Source organism: Streptomyces sp. NPDC021100 (assembly GCF_044333095.1).
Classification (GTDB): Bacteria; Actinomycetota; Actinomycetes; order Streptomycetales; family Streptomycetaceae; genus Streptomyces.
Genome location: NZ_JBIRQH010000033.1, coordinates 39,297 through 56,468, shown reverse-complemented (window position 1 = coordinate 56,468; position 17,172 = coordinate 39,297). Strand labels below are relative to the sequence as shown.

Genomic DNA, 17,172 nt, shown 5'->3' with positions numbered 1-17,172 from the left:
TTTTCTTTTTTGCTGGCCCGGGGGGCCTGGGGGGCGGGGGGGGGGTGCCCGCGGGGGGGGGGTTTTGGGGGGGGCGGGGGGGGGGGGTGGGGGGGGGGGGGGGGGGGGGCGGGGGGCCCCGCCCGCCCCCGCGCTCAGAGGACGTCGGCGAGTTCCCCGATCTGGTCGGCGAGCCGGGGATCGGGGTGCAGCACCCGCCCCAGGCCGAACTCCTCGACGTCGTCGGCCTTCAGCCGGCCGACGGCCGCCCGCAGGGCGTCGTTGGGGACGTTCGGCTGCGGGGCGGTGACACCCTCGGCGATGAGGCTGGAGCGGTGGCCCGGGAGCGTGATGGCCTGGTGGAACCAGTGGTCGGCGTGGCGCAGGTCCCCGCGGCCCAGGTGGAACAGGTGCAGGCAGTAGGCGGCGAGCGCGTTGCCGACCCCGGCGGAGAACTGCCACCAGAACTGGGCGCAAGCGGGCTCCCCCGCGAGGCTGAGCAGACACCCGAAGTCGAGGGCTCCCTCGGGGTCGATGCCCTCGTCGCACAGCCTGTGCAGCCGGTCGCCGACCTCGTCGCGGTGCAGCAACGAGGCGGCCAGCGCGCGCAGTCGCTTCTGCGCCATGCCGTGGGACGTCGGGAACTCCCCGACGGGCGCGGGAACGGCGCCGAACATCAGGCTTTCGGTGACGTCGCGGACGACCTCGTGTTTCAGGTCGGCTAGGTCCCTGTCGGAGAACGGGTCGGGCAGGGCGGCTCCGGCCAGGAAATCGTCGATGCTGCGCGGCACGGTGTCACTCCTCTTCTAGTTCTTCGTCGGCTGCCGGCGGTGTGGAGAGGCCGAGTTTGGTGGCGATGCGCTCTTTCGCCAGCCGGCGGTGGGTACGGACGGTGTCCGCCTTGATGCCCATGACGTAAGCGATGTGGGAGCAGGGGTATCCCAGGACGTAGCGCAGCACGATGACGTCGTACTGCCGGGGAGGCAGCGCCGCTATGGCGGTGAAGAGGCCCAGGGAGGAGTCCATCACCCGCAGCTGCCTGCGCATGGCCTCCAGCGTGGCGCGGGCCGCCTGCCGCAGACCGGCGGTGCGCAGGCTCTGCGACAGGCTGCCCGTCAGCCGCAGATGGGTCTCCACGCACTGTTTCAGGTAGGAGAAGGCGTACGCCGCGGGGCTCTCCTCTTTCAGCACCATGACCCAGTTGAGCGCCAGGTGGACGTAGACCCGGCGGACGACGGTCCTGGCGGCGTCCTCGTCTCCGAGCAACGTGTGGGCGTAGCGCAGGTGCGCGCGGGCGTAGAGGTCGTAGAAGCCCTCCAGATCCGGCGGCATCCGGTACTGCACGCCCCGCAGCGCGTCGAGTTCCCTGGAGAGGTCCTGCGGGAGGAGGGGCTGCGCCGCGCCGGCTCCGTCGGCCTCGTCGGGTGACGGCAGGATGGTCACGGTCATCCCTCCTCGTCCCGCGGGACCGGCGCCAGGGCCGGCCCGTCGCCGGAGCCGCGGGTGCGGGCGCGGGTACAGGTACCGGTACGCACCATGCCGTCCGACAGACCGGCGATGCCGATCCGTACGCCGGTACGGAGCATGCGCCGCGCGAGGACACGAACGTCCGGGACGAGCACTCGCAAGGCGGCGGCCACGGCCGCCCAGTCCAACGCGTCATGAACAGTCATGAGCAGTCCTTGAGATAGTCGGCGCGACGCCCAACCCCCGGTGTCCCGGGCGCCGGAGAACGTTTGTCCTCCCTCGCAGGATCGCGAATGGGTACGCCCGAACACGTATGCCCATGACGACTTTTTTACGAGGCGTGATCATCTGAACACGAAGAGGAGTAGACCAATCAGGGCCGTCGACCGGCAGCCACCGCGCCGACCAGCGCAAACTCGCCCCCTTGCCCACCCCGTGCCAAGACCACACCTCCGCACGACTCCCTCTCAAGTGACCCGGATCACAGGGGAGTCGAGGCCCTCCCGGTACCCCCGTAGAGTCCCGCACATGACTCCGCTCCTCCTCGTCTGCCGCGACCCGCTCTCCTCCCGCCGTACGGACCCGCACTTCGCCGCCGAGGCGCGGGCGGCGGGTGAACAGGGGCTGCCGGTCGCACGGATCGACCATGACGCGCTGCTCGCCGGGGACACGGCGGGGGCGGTCGCGGACGTGCCGCGCGAGGCGGGCGCGGCGTGGTACCGGGGCTGGATGATTCCCGCCGCGCGGTACACGGAGCTGGCGGAGGCCCTGGCCGGGCGCGGGGTGACGCTGCTGACCCCACCGGCGGACTACCGGCGGGCCCACGAACTGCCGGGCTGGTACCGGATGTTCGCCCCTGTGACCCCTCGTAGCGTGTGGTTCCCGGCGGCGGCCGGGCGGACACCGGGCCGGGAGCGGCTGGCGGCGGGAGCGGCCCTGCTGGGCGGCGGCGGTCCGGTGGTGGTCAAGGACCACGTGAAGTCGCGCAAGGACGAGTGGGACGAGGCGTGTTACGTACCCGACCTCGCCGACACGGACCGGCTGGCGGCGGTCGTCGGACGGTTCGTCGAACTCCAGGGGGAGTTCCTGGCGGGCGGCGTCGTCCTGCGGTCCTTCGAGCGCTTCACGACGACCGGTGAGGCCCGGGTGTGGTGGGTGGACGGCCGCCCGGCCCTGGTGACCGCCCACCCGGACACCCCGGAACGTCTCCCGCGCCCGGATCTCGACGCGGTGGCGCCGTACGTCTCCGCGCTGGGCTGCCGTTTCGTCACCACGGACATGGCACTTCGGGAGGACGGGGTGTGGCGGGTGGTGGAGGTGGGCGACGGCCAGGTGAGCGACCTGCCACAGGGACACGATCCCGGTCCGCTGCTCGCGGCCCTCGCCCGGAGCGGACGGTCGGTTCCTGTGGCGGAGGAGCCGGCAGACACTCGCTGACCACCCGGCGGCGCCCGCTCTCCCTCGGGGACCGCGATCCCCGCCGGCCCGGCGTCAGCAGCCGCAGTCGGCGCCGTCCACCGGCGCGGTCAGCGGGTCGGGCGCCGACCGGCGCGTCCCCTCCCGGGTCTCGACCTCGTACCCCTCGCGCACCCAGTACTCGATGCCGCCGAGCATCTCCTTGACCCGGTACCCGAGCGTCGCGAGCGCGAGCGCCGCCCGCGTGGCCCCGTCGCAGCCGGGCCCCCAGCAGTACACGACGACGGGCCGCGCGGGATCGAGGAACTCCGCGGCCAGCTGGGGGATTTGGGCCGTGGGCAGGTGGACGGCTCCGGGTACGTGTCCCTGATCCCACGCCGCCGTGGAGCGCGAGTCGACGACGGTGAAGCCCGCGGCGCCGGCGGTGAGGGCGGCGTGGACGTCGGCGACGTCGGTGTGGAAGGCGAGGCGGGCGGAGAAGTAGGCGGCGGAGTCGGCGGGTCCGGCGAAGGGGGTGATCGTCATGCGGGGAAATCTATGCGGGCTCCACCGGGCCGGGAACGGCCGATCCCCGGCGGATCATGACCCTTGCCACTGATTCACCGGTCTCTCCGACACACCGCCACTGAATCCCCGACCGTAACGGCACGGTCGCGGAGCGGCACCAAGCGCACCTCGACGAGCCTCCGGACGTCATGCGGTGGCACGGAACCCGGCCCGCCGCATACCGAGCAAGTGGCGCGGCCGGTGACCACGGCGGCCCGAGAGGCCCTGCGCGAGGCGTCCGAGGAGTCGGCGCACCTCAACCGGGCGGCCGCGAAGTGGCAGCGCGCCACCGGGGCCGAGCGGCGCCGCGCCCTGGCCCGGGCGAAGGCCAGGGCCCGGCACCAAGGCAGGTGGCACCCGGGCGGCAGAACTCGCGGGCGGCAACCCCGCCCGAAGCACCCTCGGTGGAGAAGTCGGCTGCGGCCTCGGTTCGACCGGGCTCCCGACCGCCGGCCTGCTGCTGTGCGAGACCGTGCTGGGCAAGGTCGCCCAGGTCGGCCCGGCCAGGACCGACACCGCCTGCAAGCAGGCCGCCGGCTGACACCGGCGCGGCGGCGCTGTGAGCACCCCGCTGCCCACAGCGCCGCACACCCACGCCGGAACCCCACGGGCCTCGCGGAAGGCGTGCAGCGCAGTCTCCGCTTCCACGGCGAAACCCTTGATCTGCCGGACGTTCCCCTGCTAGACACCGCCTATGACCGATCATTCCCCGGACGCCACCGACTGGCGCATACTCGACGCCCTCCAGCAGAACGGACGCGTCGGATACGCCGAACTGGCGCGGATCGTGAACATGTCCTCCAGCGCGGTGACCGAGCGCGTCCGGCGGCTGGAGGAGGCGGGGGTGATCGAGGGGTACACGGCCGTCGTCCGGCCGGAGCGGCTGGGGATGCCGGTGCTCGCGTTCGTCCGGCTGCGGTATCCGAACGGCAACTACAAGCCGTTCCACGACCTCCTCGACACCACCCCCGAGGCGCTGGAGGCGCACCACGTCACCGGGGACGACTGTTTCGTCATCAAGGTCGCCGCCCGGTCCATGCGGCACTTGGAGGAGGTGGCGGGGCGGATCGGGGCGCTGGGGTCGGTGACGACGAGCGTGGTGTACTCGTCGCCGCTGGAACGCCGGGCGTTCAGCCGGCCGGAAGATCCTCAGCGCGACGGCTCCCGGCCGTCCGGTGCCGTATCGCCGAGCCCGAGCGGTCCTTGACCACCTGGAGCTGGGCCGGGACGCGCTGCCGCAGGTCGGCGACGTGGCTGACGATGCCGACCGCGCGGTCGCGTTCACGCAGCGAGTCGAGGACGTCGAGGACCTCGTCGAGGGTCTGCTCGTCCAGGCTGCCGAAGCCCTCGTCGATGAAGAGGGTGTCCAGGCGGGTGCCGCCCGCCTCCTCCGTGACGACGTCCGCGAGGCCCAGGGCAAGGGCGAGCGAGGCGAAGAAGGTCTCGCCGCCGGACAGGGTGGCGGTGTCGCGCTCGTTGCCGGTCCAGGCGTCGACGACGTGCAGGCCCAGGCCGGAACGGCCGCGTCCGGTGCCGCGGGCGTCGGAGTGGACGAGGGTGTAGCGGCCGGCGGACATCCGGTGCAGGCGGGCGGTCGCCGCGGCCGCGACCTGTTCCAGGCGGGCGGCGAGGACGTACGACTCCAGGCTCATCTTCAGCTCGTTGTCGGCGGAGGTACCGGCGGCGAGCGCGGCGAGGCCGGCGATCCGGTGGTACTCCTCGCGCAGCGGGGCGAGCCGCCGGACGTCGGCCGCGGCCTCGGCGGAGAGCCTGTCGAGGGCGTCGCAGCGGCGCCGGGCCTCGGCGTCGCGGTCGGAGGCGGCCCGCAACCGATCGACGGCCGCGGCGAGTTCGGCGTCCGCCGTCTCCGGGGCGGCGGGCGGGAGGCCGGCGGCGGCGACCGTCTCCTCGTCGGCCATAGCCGCCGCGACGGCGGCCTCCTCCTGCCGCCAGGCGTCCAACCGGGCCTGTACCGTACGAAGTTGGGCGGCGTCGAGCAGGGCGTCGGCCGCCTCGGCGGGGGTGGTGAAACCGGCGCGGTACGCGGCGTCGGCGAGCCGGTCGTCGGCGCCCTTGAGGGCGGTCGCCGCGTCCTCGGCGGCGCGGACGGCCCCGGCGGCGGCGGCGAACAGCCCGGCCCGCTCCTCCAGCGCCGCGGCGCGCCGTGCGACGGACTCCTCGCCGCCGCGCGCCCGCGTCAATTCCTCGCGGAGAGTATCGAGTTCGCGTTCGAGGTCGTCGCGGTGGGAGGCGCGGGCGGCGATCCGCAGCCGGGCGGCCTGTTGGGCGTCGCGGCGGCGTTCGTACTCGCGCTCGGCCTCGGCGAGGGCGGTGCGGGCGGCGGGCGCGTCGGCGGCGGCCGTACGCGCCTCGGCGTACGCGCGCCGGGCGGCGTCGGCGAGGGCGGTGAGTTCGGCGGTGGCCTCCTCGCCGGCGGCGGCACGGGCCGCGGCGAGGGCCTCGCGGAGCGGGCCGCGGCGGTGGGCGGCCTCCTCGCGGGCGGTCTCGGCGCGCCGGTACGCGGCCTCGGCGGTCTGCTCGGCGGCGCGGTCCACGTGGCCGGCGGCGGCACGGGCGGGGGCAGGGTGCTCGGTGGCGCCGCAGACGGTGCAGGGGTCGCCGGGGACGAGCCCGGCGGCCAGTTCGGCGGCGATGCCGCGCAGCCGGCGTTCCTTGGTGTCGAGCCAGTGCTCGCGGGCGCGGGCGGCCGCGTCGCGCGCGTCGGCCTCCGCCTGTTCCGCCGCCGCGGCCCGGACGGCGAGTTCGTCGCGGCGGCGGGCGGCGGCGAGGCGTTCCTCGGCGGGGGTGACGCGCGCGCCGAGCTGTTCGGCGCGGGCGGTGGCCTCGTGGGCGGCGTCGAGGCGGCGCTGGTGCCGCTCGCGCAGGGCGGGCCAGCCGGCCAGCCAGTCGGCGTCGTCGGTGAGGGCCTCCTCGTCGGCGCGGGCCTGCCGTTCGAGGGCGGCGATCTCGGCGGTGACCTCGGCGGCGCGGGCCTCGGCTCGGCGGGCGGCGGTGAGCGAGCCGAGTTCCTCGCGGTGGGCGCGGTCGAGGGCGGCGAGCCGGTCGGCACCGGCCTCGCGGTGCTCCTCGGGCAGCCGGGCGCGGGCGCGGCGTTCGGCTTCGGCCGCCGCGCGGTGCCGGCGCTCGGCCTCGGCCCGGAGTTCCAGGGCGGGGGCGACGGCGGCGGCCTCGCGGGCCCGGTCCAGCCGGTCGCGGAGCGCGTCGCGTTCGGGGCGCCGCTCCGCCAGCCCGTCGGCGCGGCGGCGCGCGTCCGCGAACCGCCGCTGGAGGCGGGCCCGTTCGCGGACCTCGGCGGCGCGTTCGGCCGTGCGCGCGTGGAGGTCCTCGGCGGCCCGGACGGCGGAGGCGGTGACGGCGCGGCGCTCGCGGGCGGTGGTACGGGCGAGGGCCGCCCACTCCAGGACGGCGGCGGCGAGACCGGGGGCGCCGGCGGCGAGCGGCGGCTCGGCCGCTCGCGGGGCGGGGACGCCGGCGCGGGCACGGGCCGGGGCGGCGGTGGCGGTGGCGGGCGAGGGGGTGCCGACCTCGGGCAGCGACGGGTCGTCGGCGGCCTGCCGCATCCGGTGGCCGAGCGCGAGCAGCCGCTCGTCGCCGGTGCGCACCCGGGTCTCGGCGGCCTTGCGCAGCTCGGCGAGGTGCCGCTCGGCGGCGCCGAACCGGCCGGTGTCGAAGAGCCGGCCCAGCAGCCCGGCGCGGGCGGTGTCGTCGGCGCGCAGAAAGCGGGCGAAGTCGCCCTGCGGGAGCAGGACGACCTGGCAGAACTGTTCCCTGTCCAGCCCGAGCAGCTGCTTGACCTCCTCGCCGATCTCCTGATGGGAGCGGCTGAGGCCGTGCCACTGCCCGTCGCGGAACTCGCGCAGGGCGCTGTACGCCTTCTCGCGGGTGTAGCCGCTGCCCCGCTTCTTGGGGCGCGGCTGCTCGGGCCGCCGGGTGAGCTCCAACCGGCGTCCGGCGACGGTGAGTTCGAGGACGACCTCGGTGAGGGTGTCCGGCGCGGCGTGGTCGCTGCGCAGTCCGGGGCCGCTGTTCTGGCGGGCGCCGGGGACGCCGTTGTAGAGGGCGTAGCAGACGGCGTCGAGGACGGACGTCTTGCCGGCGCCGGTGGGGCCGTGCAGCAGGAACAGTCCGGCGGCGGAGAGCTCGTCGAAGTCGACGTGCTGGGTGCCGGCGAACGGGCCGAACGCGGTGATCTCCAGGCGGTGCAGTCTCATCGCTCCCCCTCGGCGGCGGGTTCGGCGGAGCGGACGTACCGGCCGGTGATCACGGTCTCGGGGTGGCGCGGGCTCATCGCTCCCCCTCGGCGGCGGTGACCCGGACGGTGTCGAGGGCGTCGGTCAGCAGGGCGCGCTCGGCGGCGTCGGGGCCCTCGCCCCGGACGTGGGCGACGAAGTCCTCGGCGATCTGCCGGTCGGTCCGTCCACGCAGCCGGAGGGCGTACGAGGCGAGGGGGTCCTCGGGGGTGCGCTCGGGGTCCAGGACGAGGCTGAGGACGTGCGGGAAGCGGGCGGCCAGCCGGGCCATGGGGTCCTTGGGGCGGACGGGGTCGGTGAGGGTGGCCTCGACCCAGGCGTCCTCGTGCCGGTCGAGGGCGGGGTCGTCCAGCAGCTCGTCCAGACGGCCGCGGATCCGGGCGAGCGGGCGGGGCACCGGGCAGTCGATCCGCTCGCCGGTCACCGTGCCGTCGGCGTCGAGGTCGATCAGCCACATGGTCTTGCGGTGGGTCGCCTCGGAGAAGGAGTAGGCGAGCGGCGAGCCGGAGTAGCGGACGCGGTCGGTGATCGTCTGGCAGCCGTGGAGGTGGCCGAGGGCGGCGTAGTCCACGCCGTGGAAGATCTCCGGCGGGACGGCGACGACCCCGCCGACGGTGATGTCGCGTTCGCTGTCGCTGGCCGCGCCGCCCGCGACGAAGGCGTGCGCGAGGACGACGGACCGCGTCCCGGCCGGGCGGGCGGCCAGGTCGGCGCGGACCCGGTCCATCGCCGCCTCCAGCACGGCGGCGTGCCCGGCGCCCCGGGCGTCGAGGGCGGTGCGGACGAGCGCGGGTTCGAGGTAGGGCAGGCCGTAGAGGGCGACATCGCCGTGCTCGTCGGCGAGGACGACGGGGGTGCCGCAGCCGGCGGGGTCGGTACGGAGGTGGACGCCGGCCCGGCCGAGGAGCCCGGCGCCGACGCCGAGCCGGCGGGCGGAGTCGTGGTTGCCGGAGATCATGACGACCGGCACGCCGGTCCCGGCGAGCCGGTGCAGGGCCTCGTCGAACAGCTCGACGGCGGCGAGCGGCGGCACGGCCCGGTCGTAGACGTCGCCGGCGACGAGCACGGCGTCCACGGCATGCTCGCGCACGGCGTCCACGAGGTGGGCGAGGAACGCCCGCTGGGCGTCCAGGAGGCCGGCCCGGTGGAAGGAGCGGCCCAGATGCCAGTCGGACGTATGCAGCAGTCTCACGCGTCGGCTCCCGTCCCCATGCTCTCCTCGGCTCCCCTCGTTCCTGCTGCTTGTCGTGGCCCCGGCCGTCCGGGCCACCGCCGTACGGCGCACCCGCCCCGGGCGTCCGGGCCGCCCCACAGTCTCGCATCCGGCGGCGACGCCGGAGGCACGGAGGCAGGCTGCCCGGCCGGCGGCGGTGGGCGATCAGCTCGTACGGGGTGGTTGCCGCACCGGCGAGAAGCCGCCGGTCTTCGCGGCCTTTCGGTCACCTTCCCGCGGGACTCCCGTGGGGCGTCCGGTGCCGGGGGACGATCGTCGGGTCGCGAGAGGAGCGAGGTGGCCGTGCCGGAATCCCCCCAGGACACCGCTTGGAGACTGCACGCCGCGCTGTCCGACTGGACGGGCAAGGCGGACGCGAAGGCGTCGTTCGCACTCACCGTGCAGTCGACGGTCCTGCTGGTGCTGGGGCTGGCGGCGGGCGCGGGGCGGGGGTTCGGCCACGCGGGAGGGCTGGCGGCGGTGCTGCTGTGGGCCGGGGTCGCGGCCCTCGTCGTCGGCCTGGCCTGCGCGGTCCTCGCCGTCGCCCCGAGCCTGCGGGCGGACGTGCCGGGCCCCGCGGAGGAGCGCTTCGTCTACTTCGGGCACCTGCGCCACTGGGAGCCCGGCGCGCTGGAGTACCGCCTCCGGGAGGCGGACCCGCTGCCCGCGCTGAGCCGCGAGCTGGTCGTCATGAGCCGGATCGCCTGGCGCAAACACGCGTACGTGCGCTGGTCCTTCGTGTGCGCGGCGGTCGGCACGGCGGGGGTGGGCGCGGCGGCGGCCTTGACGTGACGTGACGGCGGGCCCGAGTCGCCCCGCCCGGACGGCGGCTACGCCTCCCCGTACGCCTCGTCCCCGAGCTCCAGCACCGCCGTGCCGGCCGTGGCGTCGGCGAGCCAGGCCCGGAAGGCGTCCACATCGGAGTCCGGCAGCCCGATCCCGATCGTCACGCCCGCCCCGTACGACACCTCGCGCACCGTGCGCCCGGACGCCCGCAGCTCGTTCTCCAGCTTTCCGGCGCGCTGGTGGTCGACGGTGACGGTGGCGAGCCGGTACCGCCTGCGCGTCACCGTCCCCAGCACGTCGAGCGCCTCGCCGACCACTCCCCCGTAGGCGCGGATCAGCCCGCCCGCCCCGAGCTTGATCCCGCCGAAGTACCGCGTGACGACCGCGACGACGTACCGCATCTCCCGGCGCACCAGCATCTGCAGCATCGGCACACCGGCCGTGCCCCCGGGCTCCCCGTCGTCACTGGCCTTCTGCACCGAACCGTCGGCCCCGAGGACGTACGCGAAGCAGTCGTGCCGCGCCGTCGGATGCTCCTTGCGGACGCGCGCGACGAACGCCTGCGCCTCCTCCTCCGTGGCGGCGGGCGCGAGCGCGCAGATGAAGCGCGACCTGCTGATCTCGATCTCGTGCACCCCTTCACGGGCCACGGTCCGATACGCGTCCTGCATCCTGCCCTTTCCCGGCCGTCGGCTCCGACCTGCCGAAACAGGCTATACGAGCGTCCTGCCGGCCGCTGCGGCGAGAGGACCGGGAGCGGAACGGCCGGAAGCGGACGGGCCGGGAGTGGCCCGCGGGTCCGGCGAAACCGGCGGTCCGCGGGACGCGTCCTGTTCTACGGTAGGCACCGCATGTCAACGGGCTTTTGTGACGGGGGCGTTGAGGGTGGCGGATGGGAACGCTCTGGCGGCTCGGATCGCCGAACGCCGGGCCGGGGCGGGGGATCCACGGGCCATGGTGGGCGAGTTCCGGCGGTCGGTGGTGCTGGTGCCCATGACGGCGGGCGGGCTGTGGACCCAGGCGTTCGGCGGGGTGCGGTGGATCATCGGTTTCACGGACGAGGCCGCCCTGGCCCGGTTCGCCCGGGTACGGGACGCGGCCGGTGCCGCCGGGAATGCCCGCCTCCGGCCACTCGTCGACCGGGCACGAACGCGTGAGTTGCTATGGGGCGGTGCCTGTTTCCGGCCGACGATGAGGTCGACGGTCCGGAAGCGTGCTTCTCGTACGGAGGGTTCGCCCGGTTTCGCCGACGACTGGCCCTCGCCGAAAAGGTCCGCCTTGAAGAGATGCAAGGGTTTGGAGGCGACCGTTCATGGAACGACGTCTCCACCGTCTTCGAACCACTGCTCGACCATCCGGACGATCACGGCAGACCATTGACGTCTGCGGAATGCCGCGCGTACTCGCCGCGGCTCAAGACGGTACTGGCCGTATGGCTGAACGAGGCAGCACACGACTCCGCATTCCAAGAGCACATCGCCGATGCTCGCGACCTCATCGAGGCAGCGGATGCCTGCGCGCGAAAGGAGGTCCCGCTGAGCTTCCTCCGACACGGCAGCCCGCCACCGGATCCGAGGCGGGAATCCCACACCCCCTTTCCTCGTTGACCGAGCATGTACGCGGACCCCGGCACCATCAAGAAGATCCTCCAAGAGACCGGCGACACCTGGGCGGTGGTCGGCCTTTCGAGCAACACGCGGCGCGCCGCCTACGGCGTGGCGGAAGTGCTCCGCCGGTACGGCAAGCGGGTGGTGCCCGTGCACCCCAAAGCGGAGGCCGTGGGTGGGGAGCAGGGGTACGCGTCGTTGGCCGAGGTGCCGTTTCCCGTGGACGTCGTGGACGTGTTCGTGCGGTCGGAGCTCGCGGGTGCCGTCGCGGACGAGGCCGTGGCGGTCGGCGCGAAGGCGGTCTGGTTCCAGCTCGGTGTCGTCGACGAGGACGCGTACGAGCGGACGCGCGGAGCGGGGCTGGACATGGTCATGGACCGCTGCCCGGCGATCGAGTTCCCCCGGCTGTCCGCCGGGGAGGGCCTCCGCTAACGTCGTTTCATGATCCAGACGACACGTGCCGCCCGTCCCGGGGACGCGGCCGAGATAGTGCGGCTGCGCCGCCTGATGTTCGCCGCCATGGACGGGCGGGACTCCCCCGGCGCGTGGGAGGCCACCGCCGAGGAGATCGTGCGGGAGCAGCTGTCGGGCCCGTCGCCGCGGCTGGGGGCGTTCGTCGTGGACGGGGATCCGGCCGACGGCACACGCGGCGCGCCGCACCTCGCCGCGTGTGCGGTCGGGACGGTCGAGCAGCGGCTGCCGGGGCCCGGGCATCCCACCGGGCGGTTCGGGTTCGTCTTCTCGGTCTGCACGGACGACCGGTACCGGGGGCGCGGGTTCGGGCGGGCGACGACCGAGGCGCTGCTCGGCTGGTTCGCCGCGCAGGGCGTCACGCGCGTGGACCTGCACGCGACGCCGGGCGCCGAACGGCTGTACCGCTCCCTGGGGTTCGCCGAGCACTCGACGGCGCTCTCCCTCGACGTCTCGCGCCCGCTCCTCCCCCGTTCCGGTCACTGAGAGCGGCACTGAGAACGGCTCAGCCGGCCGCCACCGCCAGCCCCTCCAGCACCGTCGCCCCCGGGAGTCCGGCGAGGGCCGCGCCCGGGACGATGAGCTTGCCGCGCCGGCTGCCGCTGCCGATGAGGACATACGGGGACGCGACGACCGCCGCGTCGATCAACAGCGGCCAGTCGGCGGGCAGTCCGATCGGCGTGATGCCGCCGTACTCCATGCCCGTGGCCTCCAGGGCGGCGTCCATGGGCGCGAAGGACGCCTTGCGCGCCCCGAGATGCCGCCGGACGGTGCCGTTGACGTCCACGCGCGTGTGGCCGAGGACGACGCAGGCAGCCAGGCTGCTCTCCCCGCCGCGCTTGGCCGCGACGACGACGCAGTTGGCGGACTGCTCCATCAGCCAGGGTCCGTAATGCTCCACCAGCACGGCCGTGTCGGCGACTTCGGGCGCCGTATCCACATGCAGCACCTGGTCGGCGGTGCCGGGGCCGGGCCAGGCGCGGAGGGCGGCGGCGACGGGCGGCACCAGCAGGTCCATCCGCTCGGGCGCGGGCCGGACGTCGTCGAACGCTTCCATGGGGGTCCGTTGGGTGATCATGCGGGGCACGTTAACAGGCGTCCCCCGCGCGGCGGGAGGAGTCCAGGCGCGCTTCCTTCCTCGCCACCGGCGGCACCGCCACCACCATCGTCATCGTGACGGGCTCCGTCCCGTCGTTGCGGTACGTGTGCCGGACGTCGGCCTCGAACGCCGCCGCCGTTCCGGCGGGGACGGTGTGCTCCTCCCCGTCGACGACGAGCGTGAGCACCCCGGCGGTCACACGGAGCAGTTCGACGGTGCCGGCGGGGTGCGGGTCGGAGGCACTCTCGTCGCCGGGCTCGACCCGCCAGTCCCACATCTCCAGCGGCCCGGGGCTCTCGGCGCCGATCAGCAGGGACGTGTGGCTGCCGGCCCCGGTGGACCACATCTGCACGGCCTCGCCTTCCGGGACGAGCCGGACGCGCGGGCCGTGTTCGTAATCGAGCAGCGTGGTGATGCTGATGCCGAGGGCGTCGGCGAGCTTGACGGTGGTGCCGACGCTGGGGTTGGTCCGCGCCTGTTCGATCTGGATGATCATGCCGCGACTCACGCCGGAGCGGGCGGCGAGGGCGTCGAGCGTGAAGTTCCGCTCGGCGCGCCAGTGCTTGAGGTTCCGGGCGAGCGACTGCGTGAGCTGGTCGAGGTCCGTCACGTTCCATCCAATATCTTCGATGACGCGGTTCAGTGCAGTGAACTACAGTGTGCCCGTTCGCGTCATTCACTGTACTGCACTGCGAGGTTCACCCCATGACACCGTTCTTCGCCCTGGCCACCAGCCTCCTGTGGGGCCTGGCCGACTTCGGCGGCGGCCTTCTGACCCGCCGTATCCCGGCTCTGACGGTGGTCGTGGTCTCGCAGATACTGGCCCTGACCGCGCTGGGCACGATCGTCGTCGCCACCGGCGGCTGGTCGGAGGCCGGACCGCGGCTGTGGTTCGCGGTGGGCGCGGGGGTGATCGGCCCGGTGGCGATGCTCTTCTTCTACCGCGCGCTGGCGCAGGGCCCGATGGGCGTCGTCGCACCGGTCGCCGCGCTCGGCGGCGTCCTCGTGCCGCTCGGCGTCGGCCTCGCGGCCGGCGAACGGCCCGGCGTGCTCCAGGTCGCGGGCATCGTGGTCGCGGTGGCCGGCGTGGTCCTCGCGAGCGGTCCGGGCGGCGGCGCGGTACGGCGGCAGACCCTGCTGCTGACGCTCGTCGCGGCGTTCGGCTTCGGCACGGTGATGGCTCTGATCGCCGAGGCGTCCCACACCCTGACCGGCCTGTTCCTGGCGCTGTTCGTGCAGCGGCTGTGCAATGTGCTCGTCGGCGGCGGCGCCCTGCTCGTCTCCGCGCGGCGCGGCGGCGCGGTCCTCCCGGAGGGCGGCCGGAACGCCCTGCTGCCCGCCCTGCCCGCGCTGGCCTTCGTCGGACTGGCCGACGTGGCCGCCAACGGCACCTACAACCTGGCCGCCCACAGCGGCCCGGTCACCGTCGCGGCCGTCCTCGCCTCGCTCTACCCGGTGGTGACGGCACTGACCGCGCGCGGCGTGCTCAACGAGCGGCTGCGTTCGGTGCAGGCGTCGGGCGCGGGACTGGCGCTGGTCGGCACGGTGTTGCTCGCGACGGGCTGAGGGGGCTGAGGACGCGCACCGGGGGCCGCGCCGGAGAACACCTCACGCGTCCGACGCCCCGCGCTCCGGCACGGGCCGCATCGGCGGCGTCCAGCCCCGTTCCTCGTCCCACCGCCGGACGACCCTGGCCGGTACGCCGGCGACCACCGCGTGGTCCGGGACCTCGCCCCGGACCACCGCCCCGGCCGCCACCACGACGTTCCGCCCGAGCCGCGCCCCGGGCAGGATCACCGCCCCCGCGCCCAGCCAGCTGCCGGAGCCGATCACGACGGGCGCGCTGCGCGGCCACTGCCGGCCTATGGGCTGCGTGGGGTCCTCGTACGAGTGGTTGTCGCTCGTCACATAGACGTACGGGCCACAGAAGACGTCGTCCCCGATCGTCACCTCGCACGAGGCGATCACATGGCTGCCCCGGCCGAGCACCACCCCGTTGCCCAGCCGCAGCAGCGGATCGGGCCCGAGGTCCATGCCGGGCACCATGCCGACGGTCAGCGTGACCTGTTCGCCGACGATGCAGTGGTCCCCGATCTCGATCCACCGCTCCCCGAACACGGTGCCCAGGGGGAACGCGAGACGCGTGTGCGCCCCGATCCGCCGGAAGCGGTACGGCCCCGGGCGCTCGGCCGTCACCGCACCGCGGTCCTGCACCCAGCGCCAGCCCCGGTGGACCGCCCGCGAGACGGCACGGCGCCGCCAGGCCCCGAAGGCCGAAGCGGCGCCGGACGAGAACGTGTTTCGATACTTCGGCACCCGCACACCGTACTCAGCCCACACCGCACCGGCCGGGCCCCACCCTGTGATCTTGCCCCCACCGGCGGCGCCCCGGCGGTTCCCGCGGGGCCGTCAGCCGCCCAGGGCCTCGCGGTGGGTCTTCGCCAGTTCCACGTAGAGGGCGGCGTTGACGCGGACGTGTTCGCGTTCCTCCGCGGTCAGTTCGCGTCGGACCTTCGCCGGGACGCCGGCGACCAGGGAGCCCGGGGGCACGCGCATGCCCTGGGGGACGAGGGCCTGGGCGGCGACGAGGGAACCGGCGCCGATGTGGGCGCCGTTGAGGACGGTGGCGCCCATGCCGATGAGGACGTCGTCCTCGACGGTGCAGCCGTGCAGGACGGCGTTGTGCCCGACGGTCACGCGCTCGCCGATGGTGACGGGGAAGCCGGGGTCCACGTGGACGGTGCAGTTGTCCTGGATGTTGCTGTCGGCGCCCAGGGTGATCGGACCGCAGTCGGCGCGCAGGACGGCGTGGTACCAGACGCCGGAACCGGGGGCGAGGGTGACGTCGCCGAGGACGACGGAGGTGGGGGCGGTGAACGCCGCCGGGTCGACCGCCGGCTCCTTGCCGCCCACACCCGTGATCAGCGCCCGTTCCGTCGTCATGGTCCGCTCCTCTTCGCCCTCGTCAGGGAGTCGCCGTCGTTCCCGGCACGGTAGACCGACGGCCCCGGCGCGTGGACGCGCCGGGGCCGGATGGGGTGAAGATCACAGGAGTCGCGCGGGGCGGGTCAGTCGCCCGCCGGGACCGCCTCCGGCCGCTCGGCGGCCGGTTCCGCCTCGCTCTCGGCCTTGGCCTTCTTCGCCTTGATCCGCATCACGACGAAGGAGCCGACGCCGAAGAGCGCGGCGGCCAGCAGGCCCAACCAGGAGAACTTGCCGATCCACTCCTCGGCCGCCTTGCCCACCGTGTAGATGAGGGCGACCGTGCCGCCGGCCCAGACGATGCCGCCGAGGACGTTGGCGATGAGGAACTTCCAGTACGGCATCTTCAGCACGCCCGCGAGCGGGCCGGCGAAGATGCGCAGCAGGGCGATGAAGCGGCCGACGAAGACGGCCCACATGCCCCACTTCGTGAAGGAGCGCTCGGCGGTGGCGACGTGGTGCGGGCCGAAGTGCTTGGGGAACTTGCGGCCGAGCCACTCCAGCAGCGGCTTGCCGCCCTTGCGTCCGATCAGGTAGCCGATCGAGTCGCCGACGATGGCGCCCGCGACGGCGCAGGCCCCGAGGATGTAGGGGTTGATGTGGTCCTGGGTGGCGGCCATCAGCGTGGCGCTCACGAGGACGATCTCGCCGGGAAGCGGGATGCCCAGGCTCTCCAGCCCGATGACCCCGCCCACCAGCAGGTAGACGGCGACCGCCGGTACGGATTCGAGCCACTCCTGGATGTGCAACGCCGGTTCCTCCCCGGTTGACGACCTGTTCCCGGCGTGCGCCGAGACGGCGCACGCCGGAAGCCTACTGGAGGTAAGGACTCATCTCCGGGGCGAGCGGTTGAGGGGAACGGCTATTTGTTCGGACGCAGCGTCCACACAACGGACATCTCGCCCGTTTCCGCCCCGTCCTCCTCGCGGGTGAGGGAGATCCGCACCGGGAACTCGGGGCGACCGCCGGCGTCCAGCTCGGCGAGCACCTCGTCCGCCGGCCGGCCGAGGACGGCGGTGGCGGTGACCTCGCCCCGGGCGATCTTCTTGTAGGCGACCTCGGCCCGGACGGGCAGCGGCGTCATCCGCGACAGGTGGTCGCCGAACGCCGCCAGGACGATCGCCCCGCTCGCCGACTCGGCCAGGGTGAACATGGCGCCGGCGTGCGGGCCGCCCACGTGGTTCCGGTACTCCGGCTGGTCCGGCAGGCGCAGCACCGCGCGCTCGGGGGTCGTCACCTCGTAGACGAGGTTGAGGGTGCGGACCATGGGGACGGTGGCCGAGAGCAGATCGCCGATCGAGGGCTGGGTCGTGTCAGACATGCGGCGAAGTTACC

The 17,172-nt window shown here is 74.2% G+C and carries 19 protein-coding genes and 1 pseudogene; 7 read left to right on the top strand and 13 right to left on the bottom strand.

The genetic code is table 11. The annotated features are described in order from the left end of the window. Nucleotides 1–134 precede the first annotated feature (134 nt). From ACH4PU_RS34875 to ACH4PU_RS34865, 3 genes are read right to left on the bottom strand one after another with little or no spacing between them, the layout of a single operon-like run. Nucleotides 135–770, bottom strand: a complete 636-nt coding sequence (locus ACH4PU_RS34875) for a hypothetical protein (protein ID WP_398281601.1) — start codon at nucleotides 768–770, stop codon at nucleotides 135–137. A gap of 4 nt (nucleotides 771–774) precedes the next feature. Next, nucleotides 775–1,428: an RNA polymerase sigma factor gene (locus ACH4PU_RS34870; RefSeq protein WP_398281598.1), complete on the bottom strand. Its 654-nt coding sequence runs from the start codon at nucleotides 1,426–1,428 to the stop codon at nucleotides 775–777. Next, nucleotides 1,425–1,652: a hypothetical protein gene (locus ACH4PU_RS34865; RefSeq protein WP_398281595.1), complete on the bottom strand. Its 228-nt coding sequence runs from the start codon at nucleotides 1,650–1,652 to the stop codon at nucleotides 1,425–1,427. Before ACH4PU_RS34865 ends, ACH4PU_RS34870 begins: the two co-directional genes overlap by 4 nt. 322 nt (nucleotides 1,653–1,974) lie before the next feature. On the opposite strand from ACH4PU_RS34865, the gene ACH4PU_RS34860 reads away from it, so the two are divergent. Then, nucleotides 1,975–2,883: an ATP-grasp domain-containing protein gene (locus tag ACH4PU_RS34860; RefSeq protein ID WP_398281592.1), complete on the top strand. Its 909-nt coding sequence runs from the start codon at nucleotides 1,975–1,977 to the stop codon at nucleotides 2,881–2,883. Between the two features lie 54 nt (nucleotides 2,884–2,937). Here ACH4PU_RS34860 and ACH4PU_RS34855 read toward each other — a convergent pair whose 3' ends face one another. Beyond that, nucleotides 2,938–3,387 (bottom strand): rhodanese-like domain-containing protein, encoded by a 450-nt coding sequence (locus ACH4PU_RS34855; protein ID WP_398281589.1) that lies wholly within the window; start codon nucleotides 3,385–3,387, stop codon nucleotides 2,938–2,940. 715 nt (nucleotides 3,388–4,102) lie between these two features. On the opposite strand from ACH4PU_RS34855, the gene ACH4PU_RS34850 reads away from it, so the two are divergent. Beyond that, the gene (locus ACH4PU_RS34850; RefSeq protein ID WP_398281586.1) at nucleotides 4,103–4,615 is read left to right on the top strand and encodes an Lrp/AsnC family transcriptional regulator; all 513 of its coding nucleotides are present in this window, start codon (nucleotides 4,103–4,105) and stop codon (nucleotides 4,613–4,615) included. Here the strand turns inward: ACH4PU_RS34850 and ACH4PU_RS34845 are convergent. After that, on the bottom strand, nucleotides 4,539–7,640 hold the full coding sequence (locus ACH4PU_RS34845) for an AAA family ATPase (RefSeq protein ID WP_398281583.1): 3,102 nt from the start codon (nucleotides 7,638–7,640) through the stop codon (nucleotides 4,539–4,541). The two genes, ACH4PU_RS34850 and ACH4PU_RS34845, sit on opposite strands and share 77 nt — an antisense overlap. A gap of 73 nt (nucleotides 7,641–7,713) precedes the next feature. Beyond that, nucleotides 7,714–8,871 (bottom strand): exonuclease SbcCD subunit D, encoded by a 1,158-nt coding sequence (locus tag ACH4PU_RS34840; RefSeq protein WP_398281580.1) that lies wholly within the window; start codon nucleotides 8,869–8,871, stop codon nucleotides 7,714–7,716. A 324-nt stretch (nucleotides 8,872–9,195) separates the two neighbouring features. Here ACH4PU_RS34840 and ACH4PU_RS34835 point away from each other — a divergent pair, with 324 nt between their 5' ends. Then, complete coding sequence (locus tag ACH4PU_RS34835) at nucleotides 9,196–9,684, top strand: Pycsar system effector family protein (protein WP_398281577.1); 489 nt, start codon at nucleotides 9,196–9,198, stop codon at nucleotides 9,682–9,684. Between the two features lie 38 nt (nucleotides 9,685–9,722). Here ACH4PU_RS34835 and ACH4PU_RS34830 read toward each other — a convergent pair whose 3' ends face one another. Continuing rightward, nucleotides 9,723–10,349: a YigZ family protein gene (locus ACH4PU_RS34830; protein WP_398281574.1), complete on the bottom strand. Its 627-nt coding sequence runs from the start codon at nucleotides 10,347–10,349 to the stop codon at nucleotides 9,723–9,725. A 214-nt stretch (nucleotides 10,350–10,563) separates the two neighbouring features. On the opposite strand from ACH4PU_RS34830, the pseudogene ACH4PU_RS34825 reads away from it, so the two are divergent. The 3 genes and pseudogenes from ACH4PU_RS34825 to ACH4PU_RS34815 form a co-directional block, all read left to right on the top strand. Beyond that, a pseudogene (locus tag ACH4PU_RS34825) lies at nucleotides 10,564–10,797 on the top strand (hypothetical protein); the annotation flags it as partial. 494 nt (nucleotides 10,798–11,291) lie between these two features. Continuing rightward, nucleotides 11,292–11,717 (top strand): CoA-binding protein, encoded by a 426-nt coding sequence (locus ACH4PU_RS34820; RefSeq protein WP_398281571.1) that lies wholly within the window; start codon nucleotides 11,292–11,294, stop codon nucleotides 11,715–11,717. Between the two features lie 9 nt (nucleotides 11,718–11,726). Beyond that, on the top strand, nucleotides 11,727–12,242 hold the full coding sequence (locus tag ACH4PU_RS34815; RefSeq protein ID WP_398281568.1) for a GNAT family N-acetyltransferase: 516 nt from the start codon (nucleotides 11,727–11,729) through the stop codon (nucleotides 12,240–12,242). Nucleotides 12,243–12,261: 19 nt separating this feature from the next. On the opposite strand, the gene ACH4PU_RS34810 is transcribed toward ACH4PU_RS34815, so the two are convergent. Both ACH4PU_RS34810 and ACH4PU_RS34805 read right to left on the bottom strand, forming a co-directional pair. Then, nucleotides 12,262–12,813 (bottom strand): YbaK/EbsC family protein, encoded by a 552-nt coding sequence (locus ACH4PU_RS34810; protein ID WP_398281616.1) that lies wholly within the window; start codon nucleotides 12,811–12,813, stop codon nucleotides 12,262–12,264. A gap of 31 nt (nucleotides 12,814–12,844) precedes the next feature. Further along, on the bottom strand, nucleotides 12,845–13,465 hold the full coding sequence (locus tag ACH4PU_RS34805; protein WP_398281565.1) for a helix-turn-helix domain-containing protein: 621 nt from the start codon (nucleotides 13,463–13,465) through the stop codon (nucleotides 12,845–12,847). A gap of 95 nt (nucleotides 13,466–13,560) precedes the next feature. On the opposite strand from ACH4PU_RS34805, the gene ACH4PU_RS34800 reads away from it, so the two are divergent. After that, nucleotides 13,561–14,421, top strand: a complete 861-nt coding sequence (locus ACH4PU_RS34800) for an EamA family transporter (protein ID WP_398281562.1) — start codon at nucleotides 13,561–13,563, stop codon at nucleotides 14,419–14,421. Nucleotides 14,422–14,463: 42 nt separating this feature from the next. Here the strand turns inward: ACH4PU_RS34800 and ACH4PU_RS34795 are convergent, their stop codons facing one another. From ACH4PU_RS34795 to ACH4PU_RS34780, 4 genes are all read right to left on the bottom strand, one after another. Next, entirely contained in the window at nucleotides 14,464–15,171 is a 708-nt protein-coding gene (locus ACH4PU_RS34795) for an acyltransferase (RefSeq protein ID WP_398281558.1), read from the bottom strand. A 93-nt stretch (nucleotides 15,172–15,264) separates the two neighbouring features. Beyond that, nucleotides 15,265–15,798: a gamma carbonic anhydrase family protein gene (locus ACH4PU_RS34790; protein WP_185942879.1), complete on the bottom strand. Its 534-nt coding sequence runs from the start codon at nucleotides 15,796–15,798 to the stop codon at nucleotides 15,265–15,267. Nucleotides 15,799–15,923: 125 nt separating this feature from the next. Continuing rightward, nucleotides 15,924–16,586 (bottom strand): DedA family protein, encoded by a 663-nt coding sequence (locus tag ACH4PU_RS34785; RefSeq protein ID WP_398281553.1) that lies wholly within the window; start codon nucleotides 16,584–16,586, stop codon nucleotides 15,924–15,926. A 113-nt stretch (nucleotides 16,587–16,699) separates the two neighbouring features. Further along, complete coding sequence (locus tag ACH4PU_RS34780; RefSeq protein WP_398281550.1) at nucleotides 16,700–17,158, bottom strand: DUF4442 domain-containing protein; 459 nt, start codon at nucleotides 17,156–17,158, stop codon at nucleotides 16,700–16,702. Nucleotides 17,159–17,172 lie beyond the last annotated feature (14 nt).